This is a genomic window from Microbacterium sp. NPDC055455 (assembly GCF_053619935.1).
On record NZ_JBSHLB010000004.1, the window covers coordinates 22,235 to 36,139 of the forward strand.

Annotated in this window: 14 protein-coding genes; 8 read left to right on the forward strand and 6 right to left on the reverse strand. The window is 71.8% G+C overall.

What is annotated here, in order from left to right:
- Positions 1–144: 144 nt before the first annotated feature.
- The 3 genes from secA to ACWGUG_RS12015 all read left to right on the forward strand — a co-directional run bounded on the left by secA (position 145) and on the right by ACWGUG_RS12015 (position 4,723).
- Positions 145–2,976 carry a preprotein translocase subunit SecA gene (gene secA, locus ACWGUG_RS12005; protein WP_452324794.1) on the forward strand — a complete coding sequence of 944 codons (2,832 nt, stop codon included), beginning with the start codon at positions 145–147 and terminating at the stop codon, positions 2,974–2,976.
- An 85-nt stretch (positions 2,977–3,061) separates the two neighbouring features.
- Positions 3,062–4,288 carry a pyridoxal phosphate-dependent aminotransferase gene (locus ACWGUG_RS12010; protein ID WP_336398503.1) on the forward strand — a complete coding sequence of 409 codons (1,227 nt, stop codon included), beginning with the start codon at positions 3,062–3,064 and terminating at the stop codon, positions 4,286–4,288.
- A gap of 78 nt (positions 4,289–4,366) precedes the next feature.
- Positions 4,367–4,723 carry a hypothetical protein gene (locus ACWGUG_RS12015; RefSeq protein ID WP_452324795.1) on the forward strand — a complete coding sequence of 119 codons (357 nt, stop codon included), beginning with the start codon at positions 4,367–4,369 and terminating at the stop codon, positions 4,721–4,723.
- A 40-nt stretch (positions 4,724–4,763) separates the two neighbouring features.
- On the opposite strand, the gene ACWGUG_RS12020 is transcribed toward ACWGUG_RS12015, so the two are convergent.
- Positions 4,764–5,201: an Rv3235 family protein gene (locus ACWGUG_RS12020; RefSeq protein WP_336398505.1), complete on the reverse strand. Its 438-nt coding sequence runs from the start codon at positions 5,199–5,201 to the stop codon at positions 4,764–4,766.
- Positions 5,202–5,331: 130 nt separating this feature from the next.
- Here ACWGUG_RS12020 and ACWGUG_RS12025 point away from each other — a divergent pair, with 130 nt between their 5' ends.
- Entirely contained in the window at positions 5,332–5,928 is a 597-nt protein-coding gene (locus ACWGUG_RS12025; protein ID WP_452324796.1) for a hypothetical protein, read from the forward strand.
- An 11-nt stretch (positions 5,929–5,939) separates the two neighbouring features.
- On the opposite strand, the gene ACWGUG_RS12030 is transcribed toward ACWGUG_RS12025, so the two are convergent.
- A complete protein-coding gene (locus tag ACWGUG_RS12030; protein ID WP_452324797.1) occupies positions 5,940–6,221 on the reverse strand; it encodes a helix-turn-helix domain-containing protein in 282 nt (93 codons plus the stop codon).
- 98 nt (positions 6,222–6,319) lie between these two features.
- Here ACWGUG_RS12030 and ACWGUG_RS12035 point away from each other — a divergent pair, with 98 nt between their 5' ends.
- From ACWGUG_RS12035 to ACWGUG_RS12045, 3 genes are read left to right on the forward strand one after another with little or no spacing between them, the layout of a single operon-like run.
- Positions 6,320–6,952 (forward strand): SAF domain-containing protein, encoded by a 633-nt coding sequence (locus ACWGUG_RS12035; protein ID WP_336398508.1) that lies wholly within the window; start codon positions 6,320–6,322, stop codon positions 6,950–6,952.
- Complete coding sequence (locus ACWGUG_RS12040; RefSeq protein WP_452324798.1) at positions 6,949–8,256, forward strand: AAA family ATPase; 1,308 nt, start codon at positions 6,949–6,951, stop codon at positions 8,254–8,256. Before ACWGUG_RS12035 ends, ACWGUG_RS12040 begins: the two co-directional genes overlap by 4 nt.
- Before the next feature lie 4 nt (positions 8,257–8,260).
- Positions 8,261–9,769: a sensor histidine kinase gene (locus ACWGUG_RS12045; protein ID WP_336398510.1), complete on the forward strand. Its 1,509-nt coding sequence runs from the start codon at positions 8,261–8,263 to the stop codon at positions 9,767–9,769.
- Between the two features lie 120 nt (positions 9,770–9,889).
- Here the strand turns inward: ACWGUG_RS12045 and ACWGUG_RS12050 are convergent, their stop codons facing one another.
- Positions 9,890–10,138 (reverse strand): WhiB family transcriptional regulator, encoded by a 249-nt coding sequence (locus tag ACWGUG_RS12050; protein ID WP_018171995.1) that lies wholly within the window; start codon positions 10,136–10,138, stop codon positions 9,890–9,892.
- 275 nt (positions 10,139–10,413) lie between these two features.
- Here ACWGUG_RS12050 and ACWGUG_RS12055 point away from each other — a divergent pair, with 275 nt between their 5' ends.
- The gene (locus ACWGUG_RS12055; RefSeq protein WP_336398511.1) at positions 10,414–10,806 is read left to right on the forward strand and encodes a histidine kinase; all 393 of its coding nucleotides are present in this window, start codon (positions 10,414–10,416) and stop codon (positions 10,804–10,806) included.
- Positions 10,807–10,844: 38 nt separating this feature from the next.
- Here the strand turns inward: ACWGUG_RS12055 and bcp are convergent, their stop codons facing one another.
- From bcp to aroA, 3 genes are all read right to left on the reverse strand, one after another.
- The gene (gene bcp / locus ACWGUG_RS12060) at positions 10,845–11,315 is read right to left on the reverse strand and encodes a thioredoxin-dependent thiol peroxidase (protein WP_452324799.1); all 471 of its coding nucleotides are present in this window, start codon (positions 11,313–11,315) and stop codon (positions 10,845–10,847) included.
- A gap of 31 nt (positions 11,316–11,346) precedes the next feature.
- Complete coding sequence (rsgA, locus tag ACWGUG_RS12065) at positions 11,347–12,408, reverse strand: ribosome small subunit-dependent GTPase A (protein ID WP_452324800.1); 1,062 nt, start codon at positions 12,406–12,408, stop codon at positions 11,347–11,349.
- A 64-nt stretch (positions 12,409–12,472) separates the two neighbouring features.
- Positions 12,473–13,846, reverse strand: a complete 1,374-nt coding sequence (gene aroA / locus ACWGUG_RS12070; protein ID WP_452324801.1) for a 3-phosphoshikimate 1-carboxyvinyltransferase — start codon at positions 13,844–13,846, stop codon at positions 12,473–12,475.
- Positions 13,847–13,905 lie beyond the last annotated feature (59 nt).

Here is a 13,905-nt window from a genome sequence, read left to right on the forward strand (position 1 = left end):
AATGTGCCACGCCGGATGCCGCGCCACCCAGCGCACATCAAGGTCACGGGTGGATAACATAGGCAGGTATGCCTGGGGCCATGCACCCCGGGCGGCAACGGCGCCTGTGCGCCGCACCCCGAAGCCTGAAGATGGAGACACTCCGTGGCCAACCCCCTCGAGAAACTGCTTCGCGCCGGTGAGGGTCGCATCCTCCGGCGGCTCCAGCAGGTCGTGAAGGCCGTCGGCGCCCTCGAAGAGGACTACGAGCACCTCACAGACGAAGAGCTGCGGGGAGAGACGGCGGAGCTGCGCGCTCGCCACGAGGCCGGCGAGACGCTGGACCAGCTCATGCCCGAGGCGTTCGCCGCGGTGCGCGAGGCCGCCAAGCGCACGCTGGGCCAGCGCGCCTACGACGTCCAGATCATGGGCGGTGCCGCCCTCCACCTCGGCAACATCGCCGAGATGAAGACCGGTGAGGGCAAGACGCTCACCGCCGCCTTCCCGGTGTACCTCAACGCCATCGCCGGCAAGGGCGTGCACGTGGTCACCGTCAACGACTTCCTCGCCTCGTACCAGTCGGAGCTCATGGGCCGCATCTACCGCGCGCTCGGCATGACCACGGGCACGATCGTCGCCGGGCAGACCCCCGAGGTGCGCCGCCAGCAGTACGGCTGCGACATCACCTACGGCACGAACAACGAGTTCGGCTTCGACTACCTCCGCGACAACATGGCGTGGCGCAAAGAGGACCTCGTGCAGCGGGGCCACTTCTTCGCCATCGTCGACGAGGTCGACTCGATCCTCATCGACGAGGCCCGCACGCCGCTCATCATCTCCGGCCCCTCGTCGGGCGAGGCGAACCGCTGGTTCGTCGAGTTCGCGAAGATCGCCAAGACCCTCGACCCGGGCGTGGACTACGAGGTCGACGAGAAGAAGCGCACGATCGGCGTGCTCGAGCCCGGCATCGAGAAGGTCGAGGACTACCTCGGCATCGACAACCTCTACGAGTCCGCGAACACCCCGCTCATCTCGTTCCTGAACAACTCGATCAAGGCGCTGGCGCTCTTCAAGCGCGACACCGACTACGTCGTGATGAACGACGAGGTCATGATCGTCGACGAGCACACCGGGCGCATCCTGGTGGGCCGTCGCTACAACGAGGGCATCCACCAGGCCATCGAGGCGAAGGAGGGCGTGCCGGTCAAGGCCGAGAACCAGACGCTCGCGACCGTCACGCTGCAGAACTACTTCCGCCTCTACGACAAGCTCGCCGGCATGACCGGCACGGCCGAGACCGAAGCGGCCGAGTTCATGTCGACCTACCAGCTCGGCGTCGTGCAGATCCCCACGAACAAGCCGATGATCCGCAAGGACCAGCCTGACCTCGTCTACAAGAACGAGACGGCCAAGTTCGCCCAGGTCGTCGAGGACATCGCCGCGCGCCACGAGCTCGGACAGCCCGTGCTCGTGGGCACGGTGAGTGTCGAGAAGAGCGAGTACCTCTCGCGCCTGCTGGCCAAGAAGGGGATCAAGCACGAGGTCCTCAACGCCAAGAACCACGCACGCGAGGCCGAGATCGTCGCCCGCGCCGGGCGCCTGGGCGCCGTGACGGTGGCGACGAACATGGCCGGCCGCGGCACCGACATCATGCTCGGCGGCAACGCCGAGTTCCTGGCGGTGCAGGAGATGAGGGCGAAGGGCCTGGACCCGGTCGAGACGCCGGACGACTACGAGGCCGAGTGGGACGCCGTGTACGAGGCCACCCGCGACCGCGTCGCGGAGGAGGGCACGAAGGTCGTCGAGGCCGGCGGCCTGTATGTCCTCGGCACCGAGCGTCACGAGTCGCGCCGCATCGACAACCAGCTGCGCGGCCGCTCCGGGCGTCAGGGCGACCCCGGCGAGAGCCGCTTCTACCTGTCGCTGACCGACGACCTGATGCGCCTGTTCCAGTCCGGCGCCGCCGAGGCGATCATCGCGCGCACGAACTTCCCCGACGACGTGGCGATCGAGTCGGGCATGGTCACGCGCGCGATCAAGTCCGCCCAGAGCCAGGTCGAGGCGCGCAACGCCGAGATCCGCAAGAACGTCCTCAAGTACGACGACGTGCTGAACCGTCAGCGCGAGGCCATCTACTCCGACCGCCGGCACATCCTGCAGGGCGACGACATCGCCGACCGCGTGCAGCACTTCATCGAGGACGCGATCAATGCCGTCATCGAGGACCACACCGGGTCCGGTCACAGCGAGAACTGGGACTTCGACGCGCTGTGGACCGAGCTGAAGACGCTGTACCCGGTGGGGGTGACGATCGACGAGGTCGTCGCCGAGGCCGCCGGGCGCAAGGGCGGCATCACCGCGGAGGGGCTCAAGCGCGAGATCCTCTCCGACGCCCGCATCGCGTACGACAAGCGCGAGCAGACCCTCGGCGAGGCCGCGACGCGCGAGCTCGAGCGCCGCGTGGTGCTGCAGGTGCTCGACCGCCGCTGGCGCGACCACCTGTACGAGATGGACTACCTCAAGGACGGCATCGGCCTGCGGGCCATGGCCCAGCGCGACCCGCTGATCGAGTACCAGCGCGAGGGCTACCAGATGTTCCAGGCGATGATGGGCCAGATCAAGGAGGAGTCGGTCGGCTACCTCTACAACCTCGAGGTCGAGGTGCGGCGTCAGGGCGAGGCCGGCGCCGAGCAGGTCACGCAGGTCGAGGCCAAGGGCCTCGGTGCGCAGCCGGTCGACAACCAGCGCCTGCAGTACTCGGCATCCAACGACGCCGGCGAGGTCGAGGTGCGCAACGACCGCGGACAGGTGCAGCAGGGCGCGACCAGCCGCCTGCGTCAGGCGGCCGCGGCCGCCGGTGCGCCCGGTCAGCAGGAGGCTCCCGCGGAGGCCCCGCGAGGGGCGTTCGGCCAGCGCACGGATGCCGCGGCCGCCGCGCCGCAGCAGGCGCCGCAGAACCGCGCGCAGCGCCGCGCCGCCGAGCAGCGCAAGAAGTAGGACCCGTCACGACCGCCGCGTGGCCCGTGGACCCCGGGCCACGCGGCGTCGATTGGCCCTCGTCGGCCGCGGATATCCTGGGGCGATGAGTCCCCTCCGTCGCCTCGACCAGTCGAGCAAGCTCCAGAACGTCCTCTACGAGATCCGGGGACAGGCACTGGCAGAGGCCGACCGGCTCGAGAACGAGGGTCACACGATCCTGAAGCTCAACACGGGCAACCCCGCGGTGTTCGGCTTCGAGGCACCGTTCCAGATCGTCCGCGACATGATCGAGGCGGTGCCCCACGCGCACGGCTACAGCGACTCGAAGGGCATCATGTCCGCGCGCCGCGCCGTGGTGTCGCGCTACGAGCAGGTGCCGGGCTTCCCGCAGTTCGACCCCGACGACGTGTACCTCGGCAACGGCGTGTCCGAGCTCATCACCATGACGATGCAGGCGCTCCTCGACGAGGGCGACGAGGTCCTGATCCCCGCTCCCGACTATCCGCTGTGGACGGCGATGACGAGTCTGGCCGACGGCACACCGGTGCACTACCGGTGCGATCCCGACGACGAGTGGCAGCCGGACCTCGACGACATCCGGGCGAAGGTGACGCCCCGCACCAAGGCGATCGTCGTGATCAACCCGAACAATCCCACGGGCGCCGTCTACTCCCGCGAGGTGCTGGAGGGCATCGTCGAGATCGCGCGCGAGAACTCGCTGCTGCTGCTCTCCGACGAGATCTACGACCGGATCCTGTTCGACGACGCGCAGCACATCCCGCTCGCGACGCTGGCGCCCGACCTGCTGTGCCTGACGTTCAACGGTCTCTCCAAGACCTACCGCGTCGCCGGCTACCGCTCGGGCTGGCTCGTGATCACCGGTCCCAAGAAGCACGCGGCCGGATTCCTCGAGGGCATCCAGCTGCTCGCGTCGACCCGCCTGTGCCCGAACGTCCCCGCGCAGCACGCCGTGCAGGCGGCGCTGTCGGGTGTTCAGTCCATCGACGCGCTCATCGCGCCGGAGGGACGCCTCCACGAGCAGCGCGACGCCGCGTGGGAGGGACTGGAGCGGATCCCCGGCGTCACCTGCCTCAAGCCCAAGGGGGCACTCTACGCGTTCCCGAGGCTGGACCCGAACGTGCACGAGATCCACGACGACGCACGCCTGGTCTACGACTTCCTCGTCGCCGAGCACGTGCTGCTGGTGCAGGGGACCGGGTTCAACTGGCCCACGCCCGACCACCTGCGCATCGTCACGCTCCCGGAGGCGCGCGTGCTCACCGAGGCCGTCGAGCGGCTGGGCAACTTCCTCGCGTCGTACAAGCAGTGAGCGGGAGACGGATGCCGCGGCCCGCGGCATCCGTCAACCCCCTGACCCGTGCCCCGCTGGTGTCGTAGCGTCCTGGGCATGTCCATCGAACTGAACCAGCCGGCGCTGCGCCACGCGCGTGCGCTGATCCGGGACGGCAAGGTCGTGCGCGACGAGCGGGACGACTGGTCCGAGGCGGCCCCCAGCGCCGAGGAGGAGAACGCCTTCATCGAGACGGAGGGGTGGACCGAGTACTCGCACTGGCACCTCGGGGTCGATCGGAGCGAGAACCACGACACCAAGAAGGCCTACTCGTTCCCGTTCGGCGACTTCGCCAAGGTGCACCGCTCCGGTGTGATCTCCGCCGAGAGCCGCGCGGGCCAGTACGACCACGACGAGATCCGCGATGCGCTGAAGTCGCTCCTCGACCTCATCGACAAGGACGCCGAGGACTGAGCAGCGACCGGCCGCCCGCGCTCTGCGGGGGCGTCCGGTCTCACAGCAGGGCGAGGGACGTCGCGCGCCAGCGGCCGTCCATGCCCTCCAGGCGCACGGCGAGGGCACGGGTGCGCGCTGGGCCGCGCACGACGAGGACCGCCTCGACGATCCCGTCGGCGGGAGAGGACTCGTGCACCGACATGATCGTGTGGACGGGCCGACGCGCGGGCACGCCGCGCGCGCTGCGCGCACGCGCGGCCAGGTTCGCGCGGGTCACCAGCTTGCGGTAGGCGTCCTCGGTGAGCCAGCGGGCGAGCTGGTCCACCTCGCGCACGCCGGCGAAGACCTCCAGGACGCCGACCGTCAGGTTGCGCAGGAACGGCTCGGGGGAGGGCAGTGCGGTGGAGGGCGTGCGCTGCGGAGCGAAGAACTCCGCGAGCTCGGTGGTGCGGGATGCGAGGGGGAGGCGGGCACGACCCGCGGGCGACATTGCCATCGGTGCCTATCTGACATGGGGGATGTGTCTTTGCGATTAGAACATACGGCGAACTCCCAGGAAAACCCGGAAAGCCCAGGTTGTGGATAACTCATCCCTCGTGCGGGCGGATCTGCCCTACTCTCGCGGAGTGCGCTGGGACCGGTTCTTCGACGACCTCGAGGATCAGCTCGCATCCGAATGGGAGGCCGAGCGCCATGCCCTGGACACCGAGGCGGAGCGGCTGCGTCTGTCCCGTGTGGCGCTCGCCGAACGGCTGACACTGCTGGCCGCGGATGCCGCCTCGGCGTACGGGTTCGACCTTGTCGACGGGACGACCCTGCGGGCGGCTGTCATCGGCGTCGGCGCCGGCTGGGCCGCACTGCGGCCCGCCGAGGGCGGCGGAGCCGTCATCGTGCCGTTCGCATCCATCCTCGCGATCGGGGCGCCGCACGCCGACCTGCTCCGCTCCGCGCGGCCGGGCCCCGCCCGCTCGGCGCTGGCCGACCGGCTGACCTTCGGCTTCGTCCTGCGCGACCTCGTGCGCCGGCGTGCCGGGGTCGCGGTGCACCTGACGAGCGGGCGCGTCCTGACGGGCACCATCGACAGAGCGGGCGCCGATCACCTCGACTTGGCCCTGCACGAGCCGGGGACGCCACGGCGTGCCGACGAGGTCTCGGGCTACCGCCTGATCCCCTTCGCCGCCGTGGCGTGGATCCGGGCGGACACGGCTCCGGCGCTGCCCTGATCCTCCCGGGATCAGTCGGGGTTGCGGACGATCCCGCCGCCCCACAGCTCGGGGAAGCTGGCTGTCTGGGATTGGTGCCACAGGGCGATGCGGCGCGCTTCTTCGGCCTGGTCGTCCAGGTAGTCTCCCACGCTCGCAGCCTCGATCCGCCAGCGGCCCGGCGCGCCCACCCGCACGCCCCGCAGCCGTCCCTCGAGCACGAGCGCCATGACCTCGTCGACGGAGACGCCGAGCACCTCGCCCACCTGTGCGGGGGCGAGAAGACGCACGGCGGACGTCGGGTCATCGGGCATGCCCCCATTATCGCCCCGCGGTGTCCGGGAGGGCCGGAGCGGGAAGGCCCTGTGGATAACGATCGACGCCGTTTCGCCGGCTCGGCGACGATGGACGCATGACCGCCGCAAGCGATCCCGTCCGCACACCGCGTCGAGCCTTCTGGGGCGATGCCCGGTTCTTCCTCGGCGTGCTGCTGGTGGCCGCCTCCGTCGCCGGCGTCTGGCTCGTCGTGACGGCGGCGCGGCAGACCGTCCCCGTCTACGCCGCCGCCCACACCCTCGTCCCCGGGCAGGTCATCGAGCCCGGCGACCTCGAGGTCGTCGATGTCGCCCTCGGCGCGCTCGCCGGCGCGTACCTCCCGGCCGAGCACTCCGCCGGCGCCCTCGTGGCGACACGCACCGTCGAGGCCGGCGAGCTCGTGCCGGCGGCATCCGTCGGCGAGGCCCGGTCGGCCCGCACCACCAACGTCGTCGTCCGCAGCGCCGTGGACGTGCCCGCCTCCGTCGGGGCCGGCGCCGTCGTCGAGGTCTGGGCCGCACCGATCCGCGAGGACGGCGGGTACGACGAGCCACGGGTGCTCGTGGCCGACGCCACGGTCGTCTCGGTGACGCGGGACGACTCCATGATCGGCGGGGGAGCGGCCGCGCTCGAGCTCGTCATCCCGCGTGCCGACGTGCCGGCGACGCTCGCCGCGATGGCCGACGAGTCCGCGCTCTCCATCGTCCCGGCTACGGGGGCGGGCTCGTGAAGGTCGTTGTGGCCGTCGAGGACGCCGCCGCGCTCGTCGCAGGACTGCGTCGCGAGGGCGTCGACGTGATCGCGGAGCTTCCCGAGGACGCGCCGCTGCTGGCCGCCGCCGACGGCTTGCGGGGAGCCGAGGCCGAGGGCGTGCTGCGCGCGCTCGCGGAGGCCGACGCGCTGATCCTGGCGGTCTCACGTCGCACCATGTCACCCACGGTCGTGGCGCTCTGCGACCGCGCGGGCACGCGCGTCGTGCCGCTCGTCGTCGACGCCGTCGGTGAGCGTCTGGCCGCGGCGTGCGGGCTCGAAGCGCCGCTGGAGCGGCACATCGAGCCGTGGCGCATCGCCGACGCGCTGTCGGCCGCGCCCGTGGGCGCTGCGCCGGAGGCGCCGGAGCGGCCGCGGGTGATCGTGGTCTGGGGCGCCGCGGGCGCACCCGGACGGTCCACCGTCGCCACCGAGCTCGCCGTCGAGCTGGCGCGGGGCGGCCGCCACGTCGCGCTCGTCGACGCCGACACGCACGCGCCGTCGCTGGCTCTCACGCTCGGGCTGGCCGACGAGGGGCCCGGCTTCGCGGCCGCGTGCCGCCAGGCGGAGCTCGGCGGGCTCGACGCGAGCGAGCTCGAGCGCATCGCGACACCGCTCGGACGCTCGGGCGTCGACGTGCTCACCGGCATCAACCGCCCGTCCCGCTGGCCCGATCTGAGCGAGCGTCGCGTGGCGGCGGCGCTGGCCGCCTGCCGAGAGTGGGCGGACTACACGGTGGTCGACGTCGCCTCATCGCTCGAGCGCGACGAGGAGATCGTGAGCGACCTCGACGGCCCGCGCCGCAACGCCGCAGCGCTCGCCGCGCTGCGCGCGGCCGATCTCGTCGTCGCGGTCGCCGCGGCCGACCCGGTCGGGATCGCGCGCTTCCTCCGCGGTCACTCCGACCTGCGCGCGACCGTCGGCGCCACCCCGATCGCCGTCGTCGCGAACCGGCTGCGCCCGGGCACGCTCGGGATCGACGCGCGCGGCCAGGTCCGCCGCACGCTCGACCGCTTCGCCGGAATCCGCGACGTCTGGTTCCTGCCCCAGGATCCGCGCTCGGCGGACGCGGCGATCCTCGCGGGCCGGCCGATCGCCGAGGTCGCACCGAAGTCGCCGCTGGTCCTGGGCCTGCGGCGATTCGCCGGAGAGGCCGTCGTGCCCACTCCCGCGGCAGGAGCGCCCGAGAGGACGCCGGGGCGCGGCATCCGTCGCTCCCGCGGCGCCGGCTCGGCGCGAGCTGCCGCGGCGCACCGACGGTCCGACGCGCGCGCTCTAGGCTAGGTCCGTGTCGACCCTCAGCGATCTCGTCTACGCCCAGGGCCGCTCCAGCGAGGACGACGTGGAGTGGCTTCATCGTCTTGCGGGGGACGGCCAGCTCCTCGCCGACCTGGCGTCGGCCGACATCGTGCTGTGGGTGCCCACGTCGGACGACTCGTTCGTCGCCGTCGCCCACACCCGCCCGAGCGGCGCGGCGACCCTCTTCTACCGCGACATCGTGGGCGACCGCGTGCGCCCGCAGTGGCGCACGCAGGTGCGGGAGGCGTTCCACAGCGGCCGCATCGTCGACTCCGCCTCGCCGGACTGGTTCGAGGAGACCCCCACCCGCGTGCGCGCCGTGCCGGTGGCCCGCCAGCAGGGCGGTCAGCTGAGCGTGGTGGGAGTGCTGACCCGTCACACCAACCTCGGCGAGGCGCGCACGCCCTCCCGCCAGCAGATCACGTTCAACGAATGCGCCGACGACCTGTTCGGCATGATCGCCTCGGGTGACTTCCCGGACCTGTCGGCGCCGACGTCGCCGCGCCGCGGCGCTCCGCGCGCCTCCGACGGTCTGATCCGTCTCGACGTCGACGGGGTCACGACGTTCGCGAGCCCGAACGCCCTGTCGGCGTTCAACCGGCTGGGCTTCGAGGACGAGCTCGAAGGCGAGTCGCTCGTGGAGGTCGTGACGCAGATCCTCCCCGGCAAGCGTCAGTTCGACGAGTCGCTCCCGGTCGTGGTGACCGGGCGCGCGCCCTGGCGCACCGACCTCGAGGCGCGCGGCGTCACCGTGTCGCTGCGCACGATCCCGCTTCGCGATCACGGCACGCGCATCGGCGCCATCGTGCTCTGCCGCGACGTGACCGAGATCCGCCACCAGGAGCAGGAGCTCATCACCAAGGACGCGACGATCCGCGAGATCCACCACCGCGTCAAGAACAACCTGCAGACCGTCGCCTCGCTGCTGCGCATCCAGGCGCGCCGCTCGCACTCCGAGGAGGCGCGCGAGGCGCTCACCCAGGCGATGCGCCGCGTGTCGGCGATCGCGGTCGTGCACGACACCCTCTCGGAGGGACTGGCGCAGAACGTCGACTTCGACGAGGTGTTCGCGCGGGTGCTCAAGCTCGTCGCCGAGGTGGCCGCCGCTCCCAACACCCGTGCCAAGACCCATTCGTCCGGCCGGTTCGGAACGCTGCCGAGCGAGTACGCGACGCCGCTCGCGCTGGCGCTGACCGAGCTGGTGACCAACGCGGTCGAGCACGGCCTGGCAGGTCAGGAGGGCGACGTCGAGATCGTCGCCGAGCGCGACGAGGAGCGGCTCGAGGTGCGGGTGCGCGACACCGGGTCGGGGCTGCCCGAAGGGCAGGTCGGGCGGGGCCTGGGCACCCAGATCGTCCGCACCCTCATCCAGGGCGAGCTCGGCGGCACCATCGACTGGCACACCATCATGGGCAGCGGCACCGAGGTGACGATCGAGATCCCGCTGCGGTACATCGTCGACGCGGGCCGGAGCAGTACGGGCGCCGGCGAGCGCTGACGCGGCTCCGGTCGCGACGGGGGCAGCGAGGTAGGAGCCGGACCGCCGGGCTTGGGTAACCGAGCGCGCACAGGAGAGCGGATGCCGCGGCTGCGGCATCCGCTCGATTCGGGCGCTGTGTCAGCTGGCGCGGCGCGCGCGGGCGGCCCGGCGCTTCAGGGCGCGGCGCTCGTCCTCGGAGAGACCGCCCCACACGCCCGAGTCCTGTCCGGTCTCGAGGGCGTACTGCAGGCAGATCTCGGTGACGGTGCAGCGTGCGCACACCGACTTGGCCTTCTCGATCTGATCGACGGCAGGTCCGGTGTTCCCGACGGGGAAGAACAGCTCGGGGTCGACGGTCAGGCAGGCGGCCTTGTCGCGCCAGTCCATGGTGGTGCTCCTTGTGAGAGGGGGTGGGGCTTGGGATCCGTTCGGGTCGGATACCCTGTGGGATGTGCGAGATCACTCGCCCCACGTCGCTGTGGGAGCACACGGCTTCACCAATCGTCCCATAGCGGTTTACCTGAATCAAGGGTTGATCGGCGGGTTTATGTGGAACCGGCTGAGTGTTCCCCCTCTGACCTGGAGGTTTCGCACAAACGCCTGACGTGTGGAAGAGGAGTCGACGGAGAATGCGGACAAACCTGTCCGGAAGGATCGCGGCGGTGCTCGTGGGTCTGGAGGGTCTCGGCATCGCGGCGCTGACCGTCGGGGAGATCGCGGCGATCGTCGGCGGCGACACCGGCTCGATCGAGAGCGCGATCGCGCTCGTCGTGCTCACCCTCGTCGGCGCCGTGGCGGTGCTGGCGTTCGCGGCCGCCATCTGGCGGGGGCAGTCGTGGGGGCGCTCCGGCGGCATCGTCACGCAGCTGCTGATCCTCGCCGTCGCGCTCGGCGCCGCGACCGGGGCGTTCGCGGTCCCCGGGCTCGCCCTGGCCCTCGCCGTGCCGGCCGTCGTGGTGCTGGTGCTGCTCGTGCTGGCCGTGCGGGATGCCGGACGCCAGGCGCGAGGCGCCGATGGAGCGGACGGCGACGCGCCGGGAGCGGCCTCGCGCTGACCCGCGATCGCGCCGATGCGCGTCGCGCTGATCCGGTCTCAGACTCCGAGCGTCGTCCGCAGGCGCGACACGTGCCCGGTGGCGCGCACGTTGTACAGCGCGTGCGCGATCCGGCCCTCCTCGTCGATGACGAACGTCGAGCGGATGACGCCCATGAACGTCTTGCCGTAGTTCACCTTCTCGCCCCACACCGCGTACTTCTCGTGCACCGCGTGGTCCGGGTCGCTCAGCAGACCGTAGGTGAGGCCATCGCGCTCGCGGAACCGCCGGAGCTTCTCGGGCTGGTCCCGCGAGACACCGAGGACGGTGTAGCCGGCGGCCTGCAGCGGTGCGAGGCTGTCGCGGAAGTCGCACGCCTCCTTGGTGCAGCCGGGCGTCATCGCCTCGGGGTAGAAGAAGAGGATGACCCGGCCGCCGCGGAGGTCCTCGAGGTCCACGGCACGGTCGTCCTGGTCGACGAGGGTGAAGGCGGGGGCGAGGGAGCCGGGTTCGAGGCGCGTCGTGGTCACCTGTCCACTCTAGGCGGCGGCCCGTCGTGCCTCAGGCGCCGGGCTCCTGCGCCTTCTTCGCGAACGTCTCCAGCAGCCGCTGCAGCGAATCGAGTCGCGCCGGGCCGCCGGGACCGAGTCGCCCCTCGTCGACCGCTTCGACGATCGCGCAGTCGGGGGCATCCCGGAGGTGCGTGCAGCCGCGAGGGCACTCCTCGGCCACCTCGGCGAGGTCGGTGAAGGCGCGGAGGATGTTCGCCGGGTCGACGTGCCCGAGTCCGAACGAGCGCACCCCGGGGGTGTCGATGACCCAGCCGCTGCCGCTCTCGCCGCGGTAGCGCAGCGACACCGTGGAGCTGGAGGTGTGGCGCCCGCGCCCGGTCACGACGTTGACGTGCCCGGTGGCGCGCCGCGCATCGGGGACGAGCGCGTTCACGAGCGTGGACTTGCCCACGCCGGAATGCCCGACGAACACGGTCGAGTGGCCGGCCAGGGCCGCGCCGATCCGGTCCAGCGGCATCTCCTCCTTTCCGCTGGCGAACACCTCGAGGTCGAGGCCCTCGAAGTGGGCGAGGAACGCGGCAGGGTCGGCGAGGTCGGTCTTGGTGACGACGAGGAGAGGGCGGATGCCGGCATCCAGCGCGGCCACCAGGTAGCGGTCGACGAGCCGCGGGCGGGGTTCGGGGTCGGCGGCGGCGACGACCACGAGCATCTGGTCGGCGTTGGCGACGACGACGCGCTCGACCTGGTCGGTGTCGTCGGCGCTGCGCCGCAGCAGCGACGTGCGCTCTTCGATGCCCACGATGCGCGCCAGGGTGCCGTCGTCGCCCGACGCGTCGCCCACCACGCGCGCGCGGTCGCCCGTGACGATCGGGGTCTTGCGCAGCTCGCGCGCCCGGGTGGCGAGCACCGTGCGCTCGTCGGGCAGGTCCTCGTCGACGAGCACGGTGTACCTGCCGCGGTCCACGCCGAGCACGCGCGCGATCCGCGCGTCGCTGTGCGCCGGGCGCCGCTTGGTGCGCGGGCGGTTCGCCTTCGGGTTCGGGCGCACCCGCACGTCGGCCTCGTCGAACTCCGGCTCGTCGTCCTCGTCGAGGTCGTCGAGCCAGCTCATGCCGTCGTCCTGGGTCGGTTCACCGTGTCATCCCGATCGCTGTGCGGGCCCTGCGCGCGCCGTCTCACGACGCGCGCATCGTCTCCTCCGGCCGGCCGCCGTCGGCGTGCCGGCCCTCGAGCATCCGCTGCCAGATGTGGGGGAACTCGGGCATCGTCTTGGCCGTCGTGCCGATGTCGTCGACCTCGACGCCCGGGACGGCGAGGCCGATGAGCGCTCCTGTGGTCGCCATGCGGTGGTCGTGGTACGCGTGCCAGGTGCCGCCGTGCAGCGGCCGCGGTGTGATGCGGATGCCGTCGGCGAGCTCCTCCGCCTCTCCGCCGAGGCGCCGCAGCTCGGACACGAGGGCCGCGATGCGATCGGTCTCATGGCCGCGGATGTGGCCGATCCCGTGCAGCGTGGACGGCGACTCCGCGAAGGCGGCGAGGCCGAAGATCGTCGGGGTGAGCTCGCCCGCGGCCGACAGGTCCAGATCGACGCCCTGGATGGCCGGGCCGGCGGTGACGGTCAGCGCGCCGCCGCGGCGGACGACGCGGGCACCCATGAGGGAGAGGATCTCGGTGAGCATCGCGCCGGGCTGCGTGGAGTGCGCCGGCCAGCCGGTGACCGACACCGAGCCGCCCGCGACCATCGCCGCCGCGAGGAACGGCGCCGCGTTGGAGAGGTCGGGCTCGATCGCCACGTCCTTGCCGCGGATCGGGCCCGCGGGCACGATCCACTCGCCCACGCCGGGGCGCTCGACGTGCACGCCGCGATGCCCGAGCGCCTCGACCGTCATGTCGATGTGGGGGATGCTGGGCAGGCGGCTGCCGGCGTGCTTGAGCTGGAGGCCGACGTCGAACCGGGGCGCGGCCAGCAGCAGCCCCGAGACGAACTGACTGGACGCGCCGGCGTCGATCGTCACCTCGCCGCCGCGCACGTGACCGTGCCCGCGCACGATGAAGGGCAGGGCCCAGCGGCCGCCGTCGTCGATGTCGACGCCGACGTCGCGCAGTGCGGTGATCATCGCCCCCATCGGCCGGTGCAGCGCGCTCTCGTGCGCGGTGAGGGTCACGTCGCCGCGCCCGAAGCCGGCGAGGCCGGCGACGAACCGCATGACGGTGCCCGCCTGCCCGCAATCCACCTCGGTGTCGCCGCGGAGCGGCCACACGGGCGTCACCTCGATGTCGGGGCCGTACATGCCCGTGCCCTCGACGCGCTCGATGCCGACGCCGAGCGAGCGCAGCGCGTCGATCATCCGGGCGGAGTCGTCGGAGTGCAGCGGTGCGATCAGCCTGCTCGGCGCGTCGGCGAGCGAGGCCAGCACGAGCTCGCGATTGGTCAGCGACTTGGACCCGGGAACGGTCACCGTCGCGTGCAGCGGACCGTCCGCGACGGGGGCACGCCAGTGGCCGCGCTCGATCGGCGCGGAGGTGGGGGAATACCCGTCGACTGTCATCGGGTTCTACCCTACTGAACGGCTTCTGATCCGCCGCGTAATGCGGGGCCAGCCGTCGT